We start from the raw sequence: 16,004 nt of genomic DNA on the forward strand, positions 1-16,004 counted from the left end.
CCGTAAGGTTTCCCCTCATCCGTCATTTGCTCCGCAAATGCCACCTTCCCCCAGGGGAAGGCTTTCCCCTGTCATTCTAAAGTATTTTTCTCGTCATTCTGAGGCCGAAGGCCGAAGAATCCGTTGGCTCCCTCTCTGAGGGAGCTGTCAGCGCAGCTGACTGAGGGAGTCTTCCCGTTGTGGAAAAGGACGGGGGAGACGGGTCCTTCGCTGCGCTCAGGACGACGCGGGAACGGGGGCGGGCGCACACACAGGTGCGCCCCTACATGGTAATTGCGGGGCGCGCCAAACCACGGCGGGTCTATTCCCCCACCTCGGGAGAGAAGGACTCCACGGCCAGGAGCAGCCCCAGCCGGACGCCCTCCCGGAAGCAGTACATCCCGTGGGCCTGGACCGGATTATCTTCCAGATACTCCGGCCACTGGTCCGGGTGGGGACTGCCGATCATGGCATAGTAGAGCTCATCCATCAAGAGCGACATAAAATTCACCTCACACACAGTTCTCTGTGTATTTCTTTATGGCGCACAGAAGTCTGTGTGTCAAGGAGTGGTACGATGTTTTCAGAGAAACTCCGCTTGCTTCGACAGGAGAACGGACTGACCCAGACCCAGACAGCAGAGCGGGTAGGTATCTCCTGGCGGACCTATCAGGACCTGGAGGCGGGAAAATATCCCAGCTATGTGACACTACTGAAAATTGCCGACACATTCCAAGTCTCCGTCGACTGGCTCATGGGCCGGACGGAGGACCGGGAGGTCCACAGACGATGATTTTCAGATTGACTGATGGGAAGTTTGGCTAAAAAACCAAGTTTCTGTCGTGTATTATAGCACGACAGAAACTTGGTGTCAATAGAGAAAAGGGGGGATCACATATGGTATTTAATGAGAGAATTAGGAAACTTCGCAAGGAGAGAAAATTGACTCAGGGAGTAGTGGCGCAAGAGTGCGGCATGACGGTGAGGGCGTATCAAAGATTGGAGACTGATGCAAAGCCGCATTATGACAGCATGAAGCATTTGGCGGACTTTTTCCAAGTCTCCGTCGACTGGCTCATGGGCCGGACGGAGGACCGGGAGGTCCACCAGCGATGATCTGCGATCTGTGTCCCCGGCGGTGCGGGGCGGAGCGCACCGAGACGGTGGGGAAGGGCCGCTGCCGGATGCCGGCGGCGCCGGTGCTGGCCCGGGCCGCCCTCCACCTGTGGGAGGAGCCGCCCATCTCCGGCCAGAATGGCTCCGGCACCGTCTTTTTCTCCGGGTGCAGCCTGGACTGCGTTTTTTGCCAGAACGACCAGATCAGCCACCGGGATTTTGGAAGGGCGGTGACGGTGGAGCGGCTGCGGGAGATCTGTATGGCGCTCATCCGCCAGGGGGCCCACAACATCAACCTGGTCAACCCCACCCACTACGCCCATGTGGTGGCCCGGCTGCTGGCCGAGCCACTCCCCGTGCCGGTGGTGTGGAACTCCGGGGGCTATGACCGGGTGGAGACCCTGCGCGCCCTGGAGGGCAAGGTGGACATCTATCTCCCCGACCTCAAGTACCTGACGCCGGAGCTGGCTCAGCGTTACTCCGGGGCGGCGGACTACCCGGAGACGGCGGTGGCCGCCATCCGGGAGATGGTGCGGCAGACGGGGCCCTGTGTGGTGGAGGGCGGCCTTTTGAAGCGGGGCACCGTCATCCGGCACCTGGTCCTCCCTGGCCGTCTGGCCGAGGCCAAGCGGGTGATGGATTTCATCGCGGCGGAGTTCCCGGCGGGGACGGTCCTCTTCTCCCTCATGAGTCAGTATGTGCCCCAGGGCCGGGCGGCGGAGTTTCCGGAGATCGCCCGGCGGCTGCGGGGCTCCGAGGCCCGGGCCGCCCGGGACTATATGGCCGCACTGGGCCTGGAGGGCTTCACCCAGGAGGGGAGCGCCGCCGACGCGGCCTACATCCCCCCTTTCGACCTCACCGGTGTATAAACCGGTGGAGAAAACGGCAGTTTTTTCTCTGCGTGCACAAAAAAGTGGACGGAACTTCTGTTCCGTCCACTTTTTGCTGTTCTGTGTGGATATTTATCTGGCCAGAATGACCCGGATGCGTCCGCCGTCGGTCTGGTCCTTGTCGTAGTAACCGGTGAGGGTATAGTCCCCGCCGGCGACCAGGGCCAGGGAGGTGGGGTAGTATTTGTTGTCCCGCACCTCGTAGACCAGGGCGTCGTCCCAGACCGCGTACTGCCGGTTTCCGGCATAGGCGGTGGTGCCCTCCAGCCCGGTGAGCTTGACCTCGGTGAGGTTGAGGAAGCGGTCGATCTCGCCGCCGTCGGTCTTCATCAGGAAGGGGCCGGTCTTGACGTTGTAGACGGTGCTGCCGGTGATGGTGTGGGTGGTGCCCGCCGTATCATAGACGTAGGTGCCGGCGGTGGTCATGGTCATGGGGCTGTTGACCTCGCTGACGGAGGTGATGACGCCGTAGGTGTGCATGTCGCCGGTGGCGTCCTTGAGGATGAGGCGGCGGATGTCGCCGTTGCCGTCCAGCAGGTAGTAGCGGACCATGCTCTCGGTGATCTCCATGCCGGCCAGACGCTCGGGGTAGACCCGCACGCCGTGGTTGCCGTAGGTGTCCAGGATCTCCACGTCGGCGGCGAAGGAGCGGCCGCCCAGTCTGGCGCCGTCGCTGCTCACCTTGCCGGAGAGGGAGGCGGAGGAGAGGTTCTTCACCTCCACGCCGTCGCCGGAGGCGATCACCTGGACCAGGGTGCCGGTGCGGACGCTGGTGCGGTCAGTGGAGTAGGTGTAGGTGTTGCCGTCGGTGGCCAGCACGGTGACCGAGGCGGCGGTGTAGTCGTGGCCGTTCTTGTCGGTGTACTGCTGGGGCACATTGGAGACCACCACGCCGCACACATTGGTGGAGGCGGCCTGACCGGGGGCCACGGCGGAGACCACCCTGCCGTCCCGGCCCAGGAGGAGGGTCACCGAGTCGCCCACCTCAAAGGAGCCCAGGTCGCTCAGGGCGTAGGCGGCAGTGGAGGTCTCAATGGCGTAGGACTTACCGGAGACGGTCACCGATGTGGGGGCGGAGGTGGGGGTGATGGCCTGAATGGGGCCGGTGATCTTGTTGGTGTAGACCCACAGGGCGTTCATATGGTCGGACCAGTAGACCACGTCGTTGTCCACCAGAGCGTCGGCGGTGGTGGACAGGCCGTTCCGGGTCACGTCGGCCCCGGAGAGGTCAAAGGGGATCTTGTCCCGCCAGCCGGCCTCTCCCACCACCACGGGGCCGTCCATGGTCTCGTTGAGGAGGGCCAGGGAGTCCACCTTGCCGTCGGGGGTGAGGCTGTGGCCCAGGACCGAGGAGAGATAGGGCTGACCGGTGGCCTTGGTGGGGGCGGTGAGCAGGTTGTAGAAGAGGTACATGGCGTCCTGGCGCTTCATGGTCTCGTTCTGGCCGATGGCGATGCCCTCGTCCAGATCCAGGGTCTTATACATGGACATCTGGCCGGCGGGGAAGGAGCCGGAGAAGTCGGCGTTGGTGTAGCCCAGCAGCCGCAGGGCCATGACCACGCCCTCGGCCAGGGTGATGGTGTTGGCCGGGCGGAAGGTGCCGTCCAGGTAGCCGGTGACATAGCCGGCGGTGACGGCGGCCTCCACATAGGGGGCGGCCCAGTGGGCGGCGGGCACGTCGGGATAGGGGGAGACGTAGGTCACATCCCCCACGCTGACGGGGGAGGCGGCCATGAGCATCTTGACAAACTCCGCCCGGGTCACCGGGGCGCCCAGGTTCAGGTTCCCGGAGCCGTCCCCGGTCATGATGTCCAGGGCGGCCAGGGCCTGGGCCGCGTCGTCGCGGCTGGTGACGGCCAGGGCGGGAGAGGCCAGGGACAGGGTGAGCGCCGCCGCCAGGAAGGCGGAGAGGACTCGTTTCTTCATCTTTGTTCGCTCCTTTATCACGGATGGATCAGTCGTACCGGAGGGCGTCGATGGGGTTGAGCCGGGCGGCCTTGTTGGCGGGCAGGTAGCCGAAGAGGATGCCCACGCCCACCGATACGCCGAAGGACACGGCGATGCCCCCCAGGGTGGGGATGGCCACGAAGCCGTCGTTGCCGGTGCCCAGGGCAAAGGCGATCACATTGGTGAGCACGTTGGCCATGATGATGCCCAGGACGATGCCGATGACGCCGCCGATGGCGGAGGTGGTGCCGGCCTCGATGATGAACTGGCTGCGGATGTCCTTGCCCTTGGCGCCCAGGGATTTGCGGATGCCGATCTCCCGGGTGCGCTCGGTGACAGACACCAGCATGATGTTCATGATGCCGATGCCGCCCACCAGCAGGGAGATGGCGGCGATGAGAATGAGGATGAGCATGAGGGTGTTGAGCATGGAGTCCATGGCGTCCATCATTTCGGCGCTGGACATGATGTAGTAGACGTCGTCGGTCTGGAAGGTCTTGTAGAGCCGGCTTTCGATGATGCCCTTGGCCAGACTGGCGGTGTCCTTGTCGGCGCTGTTGAAGAGGTAGAGGTCCACCCAGCCGGTGCCGTTGAGCCGCATGGCGTTGCCATAGGGGATGAAGATCACGTCGTCGCCGCTGCCCTCGGTGCTGTCGGCGTATTCGGCCATGACGCCGATGATGGTGAAGGGAGTGCCGTTGACGGTGATGGTCTTGCCCAGGGCGTCGCCGCCGAAGGCATCCCGGGCCAGGTAGGAGCCCACCACGCACACGTTCTGGTAGCGGGCCACATCCACATAGCTCAAAAACCGGCCCTCTCCCAGCTTGGAGCCGCTGAGGACCTGGTTGCGCTGCTCGTCGTAGAAGAACTCGCTCACGCCGTAGATGCTGGTGCGCTTATACTCGTCGGAGCCGTGGCGGACCAGACCCTGGGTCATGACATAGGGGCTGACCCCCGCCAGATACTGGGGGTATTTGTCCACCAGCTCGTACATGTCGTCGGGCTCGATGGTGCGGGAGCTCATGCCGCCCCCCAGGCCCCAGATCTGCACCTGGATGAGGTTGGCCCCCAGCTGGTCGAACTGGGCGTTCATGTAGTTCTGCATGCCGTTGCCCAGACTGGTGATGATGATGACGGCGGCCACGCCGATGATGATACCCAGCATGGTGAGCAGGGCCCGCATCTTGCTGGTGAGCAGGGATTTGATGGCCAGGCGGAAGGATTGGGTAAAGCTCATGCCCTGGCCTCCTCTCTGTGGGAGGGGGTGTCGTCAAAGCCGACGATGCTGTCGGTGTCCTCCTCGGGCTGGACCACCGCCCGGGGGTCGTGGGCGTCGCCGTCGTAGATGATCCTGCCGTCCTGAAGGCGGACGATGCGCTTGGCCTTGACGGCGATGGAGTTGTCGTGGGTGATGAGGACCACGGTATCTCCCTCGGCGTTGAGCTTCTGGAGGAAGGCCAGGACCTCCCGGCCAGTGCGGGAGTCCAGAGCGCCGGTGGGTTCGTCGGCCAGGATGACTGAGGGGTCCCCCGCCAGGGCCCGTGCGATGGACACCCGCTGCTGCTGGCCGCCGGAGAGCTGGCTGGGCAGGTTCCTGCACTTGTCGGCCAGCCCCACCCGCTCCAGGGAGCGGATGGCCCGCTGATGCCGCTCCTCAGCGCCCACGCCGGCGTAGAGAAGGGGCAGCTCCACGTTTTCCTGCACGCTGAGCTTGGGGATGAGGTTGTACTGCTGGAAGATAAAGCCCAGCATCTTGTTGCGGATCTCGGCCTGCTGGTCGTCGTCCATGGTGGACACGTCCACGCCGCCCAGGTGGTAGGTCCCGGAGGTGGGCACATCCAGGCAGCCGATGATGTTCATGGCGGTGGATTTACCGGAGCCGGAGGAGCCCACGATGGCCACGAATTCCCCCTTGTCCACCGTCAGGCTCACGCCGTCCAGGGCGTGGATGCGCTCCTCGCCCATCTGGTAGATCTTGTAGACGTCATTGAATTCAATGAGGTGTTCCATGCCGTCACCCCATCATCGCGGCCATCATGTTGGAGCCGGTGGCCTGATAGAAGTAGACCACCTCGCCCTCCTCCAGGCCGGAGAGGATCTCGATATAGCTCTCGTCGCTGCGGCCCAGGGTGACCGTGCGGGTCTCCAGCTTGGAGGGGTCGGTCAGGTTGCCCTTGTCGTCCAGCGCGCCGGGGCCGGCCACCTGGACGGTGCTGGCGCCGTCGGCCCCGCGGCTCACGGCCTCCACGGGGACGCAGAGCACGCTGCCGGCGTCCTCCACGATGATCTTGGCGGAGACGTTCATGCCGGGCTTGAGCTCCTCCGGGGTGCCGTCCACCAGAACGGTGACGGGGTAGTTGGTGGAGCCGCTGGCAGTGGTGCCGTTGATGTTCACCTTGTCCACCACGCCGGAGAAGGTCTGGCCCTCCACGGCGTCGGCGGTGATCTCCACCTTCTGCCCCACCTGGATCTTGTTGATGTCCAGCTCGTTGACGCTGATGTCAAAGGTGAGGGCGGACATGTCGTAGATGACGGCGGGGTAGGCGATGCCGGTGGCGCTGGCAGTGGAGGTGTCCAGGGTATCCCCCACGTCGTAGTTCTTTTCGATGACGGTGCCGTCGATGGTGGAGGTGATGGAGTAGTCCTCCAGCCGGTCCTGGGCGTTTTTCAGGGTGAGCTCGGCGTTGCGGATCTGGATGGCGGCGCTCTCCAGCTGGGTCTCCATATCGGTCTCGTCAAAGCTGCCCATGACCTGGTCCTCCGCCACCCGGTCGCCCTCCTTCACCGTGAGGCTGGTGAGCTCGCCGGAGGTCCTGGCGACGACCTGCTTGCTCTCGCCGTAGGCAAAGACGCCGCTGGAGGCGCTGGAGAAGGCGTCCACAGTCGCGGCACCGCTGGAGGAATCGCTGAGGGCGCCGGGGTTGCGGACCACGATGGTCACGTCCCGGACCAGGGTGCCGCCGGGGCCCACGGAGTCGGTGGCGGCGATGGTGTCAATGACGCCGGGGAGGGTCTCCATGGTGCCGTCCACGGTGACGGAGGCGGCCTGGCCCACATAGAAGCCGGCGGCGTCGGCAGAATGGAAGGGGACCTTCAGCTTCATGTTGTCCCGGTCCAGGATGTCGGCGATGGGGGAGCCGGCGGAGACTATGTCCCCCTCGTCCACATAGAGCTTGGTGATGACGCCGGAGGCGGCGGCCTTTACGGTGGCATTCTTGTGGCTGTCCTCCTGGTTGTTGAGGAGCTGCCGGTAGCTCAGCTGGGCGGATTCCAGGGCCAGCTGGGCCTGCTGGATGGAGGTCTCCACGTCGGTGGAGTCGATGCGGAAGAGCAGATCGCCCTTATGTATCGTCTCGCCCTCCTCGAAGGGGGCCTCCAGCACCTCGCCCTTGACCAGGGTGGTGACCTTGTAGGAGTGGATGGGCTCGATGGCGCCGGTGCCCGACACCGAGACCACCAGCTCCTGCACGGTGGCGGGGCTGGGTAGATAGAGGCCGGAGGTCATGGGATTCCCGCCGCCGGCACAGGCCCGGAACAGGACCACGATCACCACGGCCAAAACCGCCAGGGTGATGACCGGCTTGAGCCATTTCCGCTTTTTTCGGGGCGCGGGCACCTTGGCCGGCTTGGTCGGCGCGGCGGTCTCCTGGACGGGGGCGCCGGGAGCGGGCTGCTTGAGATCAGTACTTTCCATATGTTTGACTCCTTTTCCATGGACTGTCCGCGGCCCTCCGTCACCGGAGCATGCCGCGCTTGAGGATGGTCAGATAGCTTTGATACTGGGTCCGGACGGGCTCCGGGTCTTCCGCGAGCACGCCTTCGCAGAGCAGCGGGAAGGTGACCGAAAAGAGGATGCGCAGACCGTCTGTCAGTGCGGCGTCCCCCTCCAGGGCCAGAACAGAACGGTCCAGATGGGGGATGATCCGGGGAAAGACCCGCTGGCCATAGCTCTGCGCCATGGCCATGGTGTGGGGCATGCCCACGTTTTTCCGCAGGATGGCGATGATCTCCTCCGCGTGACTCTCCCGGCAGTGGTCGTCACACCGCGCCCTGAGATGGTCAAAAAGGCGCTGGAAGGTCAAAAAGAGGTCCCCCTGCGCTTCCACCAGCAGGCGGCAGACGGTCTGAATGAAGGCGTCCACAAACTGGTCCACCAGGTGGTGGAAGAGATCGGACTTGTCTTCAAAGTACATGTAGAAGCTGCCCCGGGGGATACCGGCGGCGTGGATGATGCGGTTGATGGAGGCGTCCGGGTATGGGACCCTGGCGAACTCCTGCCTGGCGCAGCGTAGGAGGGTTTCCCGTTTGGCCGCCGGCAAACGGAAGAAGGTCTCGGTGGGCAAGGCTGCCCCTCCTTTCCATGTCCTGCCCGTATATGACAGGCTGTCGTCTATCATAGATGTCCGCCTGTCATCTGTCAATCCCCTGCGCGGTACTGTTTCAAATTCGTTTACAATTCCAGAATTCACCCCTCCCTCTTTCCCTTTGAGCATAGCACCAAAAGATATATGGAATGGAAAAGAAAAGATTAAAGTTTTCTTAAAGTCGGTTTTGTCCGTCTGCCGCCCGACGGCTTACCTATACTGTATATATTTGATATATACAGTATAGATGGAGCTGCTCCATCTGTCAAGAGGAAAGAAATTGAAGGGGGAAGGTATAAACTGGATGGGCCTGGGCCAAACTAGGTCCTGAAAGCTCCCAACGGGGCCCCGGGGGCTTTCCTGACGCTATTTTTTGGAGGTCTATGATGAAACGGAAACCGATCTTAGAGCGGGTCGGCGACTTTATGGAGGGCAGAGGATTCTACATAGTCCTCTCCCTGTGCGTCGCCGCCATAGGGATCTCGGGCTATTATCTCTTTTCCTCGTTGCAGCCGGAGGGGGCGGACGCCCCCGTATCCGTACCCACCCAGGTGGTGGTGACAGTCTCGCCCACAATGGAGGCCGTCAAGCCCCCCGTGACGGCGGCTCCTGTTCCTCCCCCCGCCGTGACGAAGCCCGCGCCGTCGCCCTCTGCGGAGCCGTCGGCTGAGCCGGCTCCGGCCCGGACGCCGGCGCCCAGTCCGTCCCCCGCCCAGGCGGCCAACTTCTTCGTCTGGCCCCTCCGGGGCCAGGTGGTGGCCGACTGGTCTCTGGAAGTGCTGGCCTATGACGAGACCATGGGGGACTGGCGGACTCACTCCGGTGTGGACATCTCCGCCCCCGTGGGGACGGAGGTGATGGCGGTGGCCGACGGCACGGTGGCCAGTGTGGAGCAGGACCCCCTGATGGGCACCACGGTGACCATTGCCCACGCCGACGGCCTGGAGAGCGTCTACGCCAATCTGGCCGAGGTCCCCGCCGTGGAGGCGGGGGATGGGGTGAAGGTAGGCGCGGTCATCGGTTCCACGGGCACCACCGCCGCCGCCGAGAGCGCCCGGCCCCCCCACCTCCACCTGGAGCTGCGGAAAAACGGGGAGAGCGTGGATCCCCTGAGCATCCTGCCGGAGCAGTCCTGAACCCAAATATAGAAGCCCCTCCCGGCCTTTGGCCGGGAGGGGCTTTCTGTGTCTTTGGGGACCGGTGGAGGACTTTGGGCATAGGATGGAGCGGTAATACGCCGTTCCGCCCGGTCCGCCGGGCATGGACCATAGGAGGAATCCATATCATGACCGTCACATGGAAGCGGCAGTTCGCCGTGCTCTGGCTGGGTCAGGCCGTATCCATCCTGACCAGCTCCATCTCCCAATACGCCCTCATCTGGGACCTGACCGCCCGGACCGGCTCGGCTGCCGTCCTCTCTCTGGCCGCCATGGCGGCCCTGCTGCCCCAGGGGGTCTTCTCCCTCTTCACCGGGGCGGTGGCCGACCGCTTCGACCGCAGGAAGATCATGGCCCTGGCCGACGGGGCCATCGGTCTGGTCTCTCTGGCCCTGGCGGCAGGGTGGCGTTTGGCCGGGGAACTGCCCATCTCCGCCATCCTGGCCGTTCTGGCCCTGCGGAGCGTGGGTTCCGCCTTCCACGCCCCCTGTCTCCAGGCGGTGACCCCACTCCTCGTTCCCAGGGAGCGCCTCTCCCAGTGCGCCGGCTGGTCCCAGGGAGTCCAGACCCTCTCCCTGCTCCTGAGCCCCGCCCTGGCCGCCCTTCTCTACGCCGCCGTGCCCCTCCCCCTCATCATCGCGCTGGACGCCTTGGGGGCCGCCTTTGCCATCGGCTTTCTCCTCCTGGCCCGGCTCCCGGCGCTGCGGACCGGGCGGGAGGGTCCCTTCCGGCTTTTGGACGACTGCCGGGCGGGCTGCGCCCTGCTGCGCAGCCAGGGCTGGCTTTGGCAGCTGTGCCTGATCTGCGGCATCTTCTCGGTGGCGGTGGTGCCGGTGTCCTCCCTCTTCCCCCTCATGTGCATGAACTACTTCGGGGGAACGGCGGTGTCGGCCTCAGTGGTAGAGACGGCCTACTCCCTGGGCATGCTGGCGGGCTCCCTGCTGCTGGGGCTGTGGGGCGGCACCCGGAACAAAATGACCGCCATGACCGCCGCCCTTTTCGCCATGGGGGGTTGCCTGCTGGCGGTGGGGGGCCTGAGCCCGGCGGCCTTTCTGGCCTTCACCGGGCTGGCCCTGGGCATGGGGCTGGCCTCCCCCTTCTTCAACAGCATGTTTACCGCCCTCATCCAGGAGAAGGTGGCGGGGGATTACCTGGGCCGGGTGCTGGGACTTACCTCCGCCGTCATGACCCTGGCCGGCCCTGTGGGTCTGGCCGCCACCGCCCTTTTCGCCGAGCGGGTGGGGCTGGTCCGGTGGTTTGTCCTCGCCGGGGGCCTCACTGCCCTGTGCGGCGTTCTCTGTCTTGTCCTGCCGGCGGTCCGCCGCTGTGACGGGGAGAAGGAAAGGGTCTGCCCCGAGGGCTGACGCCCCCGAGGCAGACCTCAGGGCTGGAAGGGGTAGAAGTCCAGCTCGCTCAGGTCCAGCGCCGCTGTGCGGACCTGACGCTCCTCCCGGTCCGGGAACCGGCGGGAGGTGGCCACAGTGTTGGTCTCCGGGTCGTAGACGGACCAGTCCGGGCCGCCGATGGGCGCGCCGTCAGAGGCGCGGTAGGCGCTGGCGTGGGCCTCCTGGATGCCGTCCTCTGTCCGGCGGTAGACGATGACGTCGTCCACGCCGTCGGCCAGATAGGTGACGTTGCACACCAGCTCCCCGACCCCATCTCCGTCCAGGTCCACGGGGTGCTCCTCCGGAGCGAACCCGAAGCTGAGGGCCAGGGGCGTGCCGTCGCCGTCATAGTAGGTGCGGGTGTATCCGCCGGGGACCCGGTCCTCCAGATAGAAGCCGTCGGTCCCCAGGATGTCGGTGAAGGGGGCAAGGAAGGGCTCTGCGGGGTTGTCCAGGGCGGTGACCGGGTGAGGGCCCTCCTGCCCGTCGACGATCAGCCAGGTCTGTTCCCCCAGGGTCAGCAGGCCAGCCCGGCCCCAGCCGCCCTCCGCCTGCCACTCTGGTTCCGGCTCATTGGTGGGCAGGGGGGAGGTCTCCGGCGGGGGAGACTCCGGGGCGGCGGGCCCGCAGGCCACCATGGAGCCCAGGGAGACCACGCACAGGAGGGTGAGCAGGGCGGGGAGGGTCCCCCGCCGCCGGGGGGTGGTCAGCAGGTCCTGGAGCCGGACCTTTATAAGGCGCGGCTTGCTGTGAAATTCGGTGGAAAACCAGGTATGAGGGCAGTTCATAGGCAGCTCCTTTTAAGTCTGGGAAAGGCCGGCCTCCCACTGGGCCAGCAACAGGTTCCGATGTGCGGTAAAGAGGTCGCTTCCGGGGGTCCCCGCATCGCCGGGGAGCCGCCCCAGGCAGACAAGGGAGCCCTCTCGCTCCAGAAAGACCAGATAGGGGGCGGCGGAGGGGCGGCAGGTGAGACCGTCAGTGGTGAGAGCGTCGGGCAGGGCGTCGCCCGGGTCCTGGGACAAGGTGTAGGCGGGATAGAAGCGGTAGATCTGGAAGCGGTCCCCGGCCTCCCCCTCCTGGTCGGTATAGCGGTTGACCCGCTCCACACGGGCCTCTGACAGGGCCGCATCCAGGTCCAGCGCGTTCCAGAGGAGCATGGTGTGCAGCCACAGCCCCCCGGTCAGGGTGTCGGCGGTGAGAGAGACCACCGGCTCGCCATAGTCCTCCAGCTTCCAGGCGTCCCCTTCGCGGACCAGGGTGAAGTGCTCCAGCGGGGCGTCGTAATAGTTGCCCAGGCCCACCAGGGCGAAGTCCATCCGGTCCTCCGTCCGGGACAGGAGGGCAAGGCTGTCAAAGCAGTAGGTCTCCGGGGGCAGGAAGGCGCCGCCGTCCATGTAGCCGTCCTCCAGCCACCAGAGTTCGCCGTCCAGGTCCCGGAGCCAGGGGTCGCCGTCCGGGTCCAGGTAGGCGTCCATGCGGTGCTCGTCGGCGAAGACAGCGTCCACGGCGGCGCGGACCTCTGCCACCGAGCCATACTTGGGGAAGGGATACCAGGCCCGGCCCTGGTCGTCATAGCGGGGGTCCCCCTGGGCCTGGGCCGCCGCCGTGTAGCCCAGACAGTCGCACAGCACGGCGTAGGCCGCGTCCATCCGCGTTCGGAGCAGGGCGGCGAAGTCCGCCCGCTCCTCCGGCGCAAGGGGAAGGGGAACGCCGGCCCCCAGATCCTGCTGCCAGAGGGTCTCCAGCTCCACCGCCTCAAAGCGGGAGGGCGGAGGGGTCTGCGTGGTCGGGGCATCGGGCCTGCAGGCCACCATGGAACCCAGGGTGGCCACGCACAGGAGGGTGAGCAGGGCGGGGAGGGTCCCCCGCCGCCGGGGGGCGGTCAGCAGGTCCTGGAGCCGGGCTCTGACCAGACGTGTTCCGCCCCGCAATTCGGTGGAAAACCAGGTGTGGGGACAGCGGTCCATATCAGCCCTCCTCTCCGGTCAGGGACCAGGTCTGTCCGTCGAAGAGATAGGACAAGCCCTCGCCCTGATAGGTGAAGTCCACCCGGTCCTGCGTCACAGAGACGAGTGTAAAGTCCGCCGGATCGGGGCTTTCCGCAAGGGAGCGGGAGGTATAGAGCAGGCCGGGCAGCAGCTGGGTCCAGGCGTCCGCCGTGAGGGCAAAGCCCTGGGACGCCGCCCCGTCGGCGATGGCCTGGGCGGTGCGGGGGAGAAGGGCACTCCCCTCCAGGTCGCTCAGCGGGACGATGGCGATAGGGGTATAGTGCCACAGGTCGTCCCGGAGGGCCAGGAGTACAGGCTGACCCATGGAGTAGAAGCCGGTGAGCCATCCCCCACTGTCAGCGGACATGGCTCCGGGGAGGGGCACAGCGGCGGGGTCTTGGGCCTTTAGCCGGTAGTCGAAGCGCCAGGCATCCAGCACGTAGCCGTCAGCCAGGGTGCGCACCAGTCCGCCCAGGGTGTCCCCGGTGCCGCCGGCCACCTCCAGCTCGGTGAGGGCCCGGTCGGTGATGGTAACGCCGGGGGTCTCCTCCAGCTGAGCGGTCATTCGCCCCATCTCGGCCTCCACGGCGGCCACCAGGGCGGGGGGCTTGCCGTCGGCGGCGGTGGGGGGAGCATAGGGGGCATCCAGCCGGTAGTATTTCGTAAAGGTCCAGCCGCTGTCCTGGGGAGAGGACCGCTGGACCTGGAAGGTCCAGGTGCAGGGCTGGCCGTGGTCGGTGCCCTCCAGGGTGAAGGTATAGCGGGTATCGCTTGCCTCGGTGACAGCCAGGGTACTCACGCCGGCAGTGTAGTCCCAGTCCAGCAGCTCCGCCGCGTCGGAGCGGACCCACAGCCTGCCCTCCCGCTCCAGGAAGATGGAGTCAGGGACGTAGACGTAGGTCTGGAAGAGCGCGGTGGCAGTCTCCCGGCCAAACCGGTGGAGCAGGCCGCCGAAGACCTGGTCGTCCACCCGGAGCCGCTGGTCCCACTGCTCATACCCGGCCAGCCGGAGACGGGTCACCCCGCTGTCGTCCACCCATGGCTCTCCTTCGGTGGTGGCGGCGGCGATGAGGGGGGCGAAGGCGGCGTCGGCCTCCTGGAGGAGGGTCCGGCAGAGGAGCTTTTGGCCGGCGGCCACCAGAGACTGGTCGGAGTGGGCCAGCAGGGCGTCCACGGCCGCCTGGGCCGCCGTGGTGTCCACATAGCTGGCGGTGGCCAGGGGGACGTAGTCCTCCTCAACGTGCTGGAAGAGAAATAGGGTGGTCCAACCGTCAAAGAGGTAACCGTTCTCGTCGATGGACATGCCCCCGGCCAGGGTGGTGGTGTCCGGGTCAAAGTCCCTGGTGCCCAGCTGGGCCTGGTAGAGCTCCAGGGTGCCCTCCTTCAGAATGTGATCGTAGGACCCGGCGGAGGACAAAAACTGGTACACGCCGTCCTCCCCCGCCCTGTCCCTGACGTAGTCAGAGACGGAGGTGGGGATGACCTCGGCGGTGGCGGCAGGCTCCTTCGGACCGGGAGCCGGGGCGTCGGGCCCACAGGCCACCATGGAGCCCAGGGTGGCCACGCACAGGAGGGTGAGGAGGGCGGGGAGGGTCCCCCGCCGCCGGGGGGCGGTCAGCAGGTCCTGGAGCCGGGCTCTGACCAGGCGTGTTCCGCTCCGCAATTCGGTGGAAAACCAGGTGTGGGGGGCTTTCATGACGGACACTCCTTTCGACCTTAGTAGAGGGTGAAAACGGCCCCGGAGGTGATCCAGGTCAGGATATCTAGATAATCGGGGTAGAACCGGGAGCTTGGATACCAGGCGGCGTCAGTGACCGGAAGATAATACCAGCCGTTGCCACCGGGGATGCCGGGAACGTCGCCCCGGCCCAGCATATTGATCTCCCGGCCCTCCGGCAGGGAGGTTGATGGGTCCTCCGGCCCGGCCAGCACCTCCACCAGACAGCCGGAGCCGGGCAGGATCTCCTCCGGCTCCACGCCGCCCCGCCGGGAGACGAAGTTTTCATAGGAAAGACGGTGGTAGACGGCTACGCCTCCTTTGGTGGGGCGGAAGAGAAGGGAGGAGGTGCCATAAGGGTCGCTGTCAGGCAGCGCCCAGGTGAAGTGGAGGGCGTCGCTGGTGAAGACGCCCGCTTCCGGGTCGAAGTAATTTCCCTCTGTGACCGTGGGGAGGTAGCGGCCCCAGGTGGGCTCGTCCATCTGGCGGAAATAGTCCTCGGCCAGGCGGGTGAGGGCGGCTTCGTTTTCCACGTCCCCTGTGGAAAAACGGCCCAGATAGGTATATTGGTCCGTGGCATGGAAATAGACCGCATAGGGGGTGGGGTCGGTCCAGCCGGGCCGACCGGGCAGGGTAAGGGGGCAGTGATAGGCGGCCACACCGTCGAAGCCCCGGCCCTCTGAACGCTCAGGCGCATAGTAGAGGGCGGCGGACAGGGTCATGTCGCCGTAGGTGTAGTCCGCCCCACCCGCCTGGGCCAGGGCATATTGGTCCAGCTCGGGATAGAAGCGCCCGGCGGGATCGGAGAAGGCATCCGGGAAGCGGAAGGTGCCGGGCACATAGGCCAGCAGGCCGCCCAGCGAGAAGCTCACATTGTATACCTGGCGGCTCTCCTGGTCCTGATACCAGTCGTCCAGCACCATCCAGCCGCTGCCGGTCCGCTGTGCCGCCCGGAAGCCCCACACGGGATCGAACGCCTCGGTGAGACAGTCCCCCAAGTAGAAGAAGGTGAGGTCCCCCTCCGGGCCCAGGGCGTTGTACTGCTCCAACAGGGCGGGGAGGGTTTCCAGAAATGCTTGGGCCCCCTCGGGCAGGTCGGGCTCCACCAGGGAGATGGTGGGGTGGAAGGTATCGGTGGGGCGGAGGCGCACCGCGCCAGCGGACAGGTCGGCGCTGACCTCGGCCACGGTCTCCTCCCCCTGGAAGAGGTCGAAGGACCAGAATTCCGTGTCGTTGGAGGTCACGGAGAAGGGCTCGGAGAGGGTGAGGCTCCCCTCCTCCAGCCCCAGGGCGGCGGGGGCCAGGCGGAGGACGGTCTCGGCGATCTCATCCTCCACCAGCACGGGGACGGTGGACTCCTCCGCCGGAGCGGTGTGGCAGGCCACCAGGGTCCCGGCACAGAGGGCCAGCACCGCCGCCGCGGCGGCCAGGGCCCGGCCCTTCTTCGGGGCAGGCCGCAGC

At 65.8% G+C, this 16,004-nt stretch carries 15 protein-coding genes; 5 read left to right on the forward strand and 10 right to left on the reverse strand.

Annotated features, from left to right (window positions below; translation table 11 throughout):
* Positions 1-301: 301 nt before the first annotated feature.
* Positions 302-481: a hypothetical protein gene (locus Q0Y09_RS12215; RefSeq protein WP_297722130.1), complete on the reverse strand. Its 180-nt coding sequence runs from the start codon at positions 479-481 to the stop codon at positions 302-304.
* Positions 482-556: 75 nt separating this feature from the next.
* On the opposite strand from Q0Y09_RS12215, the gene Q0Y09_RS12220 reads away from it, so the two are divergent.
* The 3 genes from Q0Y09_RS12220 (at position 557) to Q0Y09_RS12230 (ending at position 1,964) form a co-directional block, all read left to right on the forward strand.
* On the forward strand, positions 557-772 hold the full coding sequence (locus Q0Y09_RS12220) for a helix-turn-helix transcriptional regulator (protein ID WP_297722133.1): 216 nt from the start codon (positions 557-559) through the stop codon (positions 770-772).
* Positions 773-876: 104 nt separating this feature from the next.
* Entirely contained in the window at positions 877-1,095 is a 219-nt protein-coding gene (locus tag Q0Y09_RS12225) for a helix-turn-helix transcriptional regulator (RefSeq protein ID WP_297722136.1), read from the forward strand.
* Complete coding sequence (locus Q0Y09_RS12230) at positions 1,092-1,964, forward strand: radical SAM protein (protein WP_297722139.1); 873 nt, start codon at positions 1,092-1,094, stop codon at positions 1,962-1,964. Before Q0Y09_RS12225 ends, Q0Y09_RS12230 begins: the two co-directional genes overlap by 4 nt.
* Positions 1,965-2,057: 93 nt before the next feature.
* Here Q0Y09_RS12230 and Q0Y09_RS12235 read toward each other — a convergent pair whose 3' ends face one another.
* Genes Q0Y09_RS12235 through Q0Y09_RS12255 form a run of 5 tightly spaced genes read right to left on the reverse strand, consistent with a single transcriptional unit; the run spans position 2,058 to position 8,275 of the window.
* Entirely contained in the window at positions 2,058-3,911 is a 1,854-nt protein-coding gene (locus tag Q0Y09_RS12235; RefSeq protein WP_297722142.1) for an S-layer homology domain-containing protein, read from the reverse strand.
* A 28-nt stretch (positions 3,912-3,939) separates the two neighbouring features.
* Positions 3,940-5,169: an ABC transporter permease gene (locus Q0Y09_RS12240; protein ID WP_297722145.1), complete on the reverse strand. Its 1,230-nt coding sequence runs from the start codon at positions 5,167-5,169 to the stop codon at positions 3,940-3,942.
* A complete protein-coding gene (locus Q0Y09_RS12245) occupies positions 5,166-5,942 on the reverse strand; it encodes an ABC transporter ATP-binding protein (protein WP_297722148.1) in 777 nt (258 codons plus the stop codon). The genes Q0Y09_RS12240 and Q0Y09_RS12245 overlap by 4 nt, the downstream gene beginning before the upstream one ends.
* A 4-nt stretch (positions 5,943-5,946) precedes the next feature.
* Positions 5,947-7,626 carry an efflux RND transporter periplasmic adaptor subunit gene (locus Q0Y09_RS12250; protein WP_297722151.1) on the reverse strand — a complete coding sequence of 560 codons (1,680 nt, stop codon included), beginning with the start codon at positions 7,624-7,626 and terminating at the stop codon, positions 5,947-5,949.
* Between the two features lie 40 nt (positions 7,627-7,666).
* On the reverse strand, positions 7,667-8,275 hold the full coding sequence (locus tag Q0Y09_RS12255; protein WP_297722154.1) for a TetR/AcrR family transcriptional regulator: 609 nt from the start codon (positions 8,273-8,275) through the stop codon (positions 7,667-7,669).
* 407 nt (positions 8,276-8,682) lie between these two features.
* Between Q0Y09_RS12255 and Q0Y09_RS12260 the strand changes: the two genes are divergently transcribed.
* Positions 8,683-9,432 (forward strand): peptidoglycan DD-metalloendopeptidase family protein, encoded by a 750-nt coding sequence (locus Q0Y09_RS12260; protein ID WP_297722157.1) that lies wholly within the window; start codon positions 8,683-8,685, stop codon positions 9,430-9,432.
* A 149-nt stretch (positions 9,433-9,581) separates the two neighbouring features.
* The gene (locus tag Q0Y09_RS12265; RefSeq protein ID WP_297722159.1) at positions 9,582-10,817 is read left to right on the forward strand and encodes an MFS transporter; all 1,236 of its coding nucleotides are present in this window, start codon (positions 9,582-9,584) and stop codon (positions 10,815-10,817) included.
* A gap of 17 nt (positions 10,818-10,834) precedes the next feature.
* On the opposite strand, the gene Q0Y09_RS12270 is transcribed toward Q0Y09_RS12265, so the two are convergent.
* The 4 genes from Q0Y09_RS12270 to Q0Y09_RS12285 form a co-directional block, all read right to left on the reverse strand.
* Positions 10,835-11,626: a hypothetical protein gene (locus Q0Y09_RS12270; protein ID WP_297722161.1), complete on the reverse strand. Its 792-nt coding sequence runs from the start codon at positions 11,624-11,626 to the stop codon at positions 10,835-10,837.
* A gap of 12 nt (positions 11,627-11,638) precedes the next feature.
* Positions 11,639-12,805: a hypothetical protein gene (locus Q0Y09_RS12275; RefSeq protein WP_297722164.1), complete on the reverse strand. Its 1,167-nt coding sequence runs from the start codon at positions 12,803-12,805 to the stop codon at positions 11,639-11,641.
* A 1-nt stretch (position 12,806) separates the two neighbouring features.
* Entirely contained in the window at positions 12,807-14,522 is a 1,716-nt protein-coding gene (locus Q0Y09_RS12280; RefSeq protein WP_297722167.1) for a hypothetical protein, read from the reverse strand.
* 20 nt (positions 14,523-14,542) lie between these two features.
* Positions 14,543-16,004 (reverse strand): hypothetical protein (locus Q0Y09_RS12285; protein ID WP_297722170.1); only part of this gene is annotated, 1,462 nt, incomplete at its 5' end.

Origin of the sequence: Intestinimonas sp., from assembly GCF_026169115.1 — a bacterium.
Classification (GTDB): Bacteria; Bacillota; Clostridia; order Oscillospirales; family Oscillospiraceae; genus Intestinimonas.

Coding starts and splice junctions, on each gene's coding strand:
- Q0Y09_RS12215 (WP_297722130.1), bottom strand. CDS start 481: ATGTCGCTCTTGATGGATGAGCTCTACTATGCCATGATCGGCAGTCCC.
- Q0Y09_RS12220 (WP_297722133.1), top strand. CDS start 557: ATGTTTTCAGAGAAACTCCGCTTGCTTCGACAGGAGAACGGACTGACC.
- Q0Y09_RS12225 (WP_297722136.1), top strand. CDS start 877: ATGGTATTTAATGAGAGAATTAGGAAACTTCGCAAGGAGAGAAAATTG.
- Q0Y09_RS12230 (WP_297722139.1), top strand. CDS start 1,092: ATGATCTGCGATCTGTGTCCCCGGCGGTGCGGGGCGGAGCGCACCGAG.
- Q0Y09_RS12235 (WP_297722142.1), bottom strand. CDS start 3,911: ATGAAGAAACGAGTCCTCTCCGCCTTCCTGGCGGCGGCGCTCACCCTG.
- Q0Y09_RS12240 (WP_297722145.1), bottom strand. CDS start 5,169: ATGAGCTTTACCCAATCCTTCCGCCTGGCCATCAAATCCCTGCTCACC.
- Q0Y09_RS12245 (WP_297722148.1), bottom strand. CDS start 5,942: ATGGAACACCTCATTGAATTCAATGACGTCTACAAGATCTACCAGATG.
- Q0Y09_RS12250 (WP_297722151.1), bottom strand. CDS start 7,626: ATGGAAAGTACTGATCTCAAGCAGCCCGCTCCCGGCGCCCCCGTCCAG.
- Q0Y09_RS12260 (WP_297722157.1), top strand. CDS start 8,683: ATGAAACGGAAACCGATCTTAGAGCGGGTCGGCGACTTTATGGAGGGC.
- Q0Y09_RS12265 (WP_297722159.1), top strand. CDS start 9,582: ATGACCGTCACATGGAAGCGGCAGTTCGCCGTGCTCTGGCTGGGTCAG.
- Q0Y09_RS12270 (WP_297722161.1), bottom strand. CDS start 11,626: ATGAACTGCCCTCATACCTGGTTTTCCACCGAATTTCACAGCAAGCCG.
- Q0Y09_RS12275 (WP_297722164.1), bottom strand. CDS start 12,805: ATGGACCGCTGTCCCCACACCTGGTTTTCCACCGAATTGCGGGGCGGA.
- Q0Y09_RS12280 (WP_297722167.1), bottom strand. CDS start 14,522: ATGAAAGCCCCCCACACCTGGTTTTCCACCGAATTGCGGAGCGGAACA.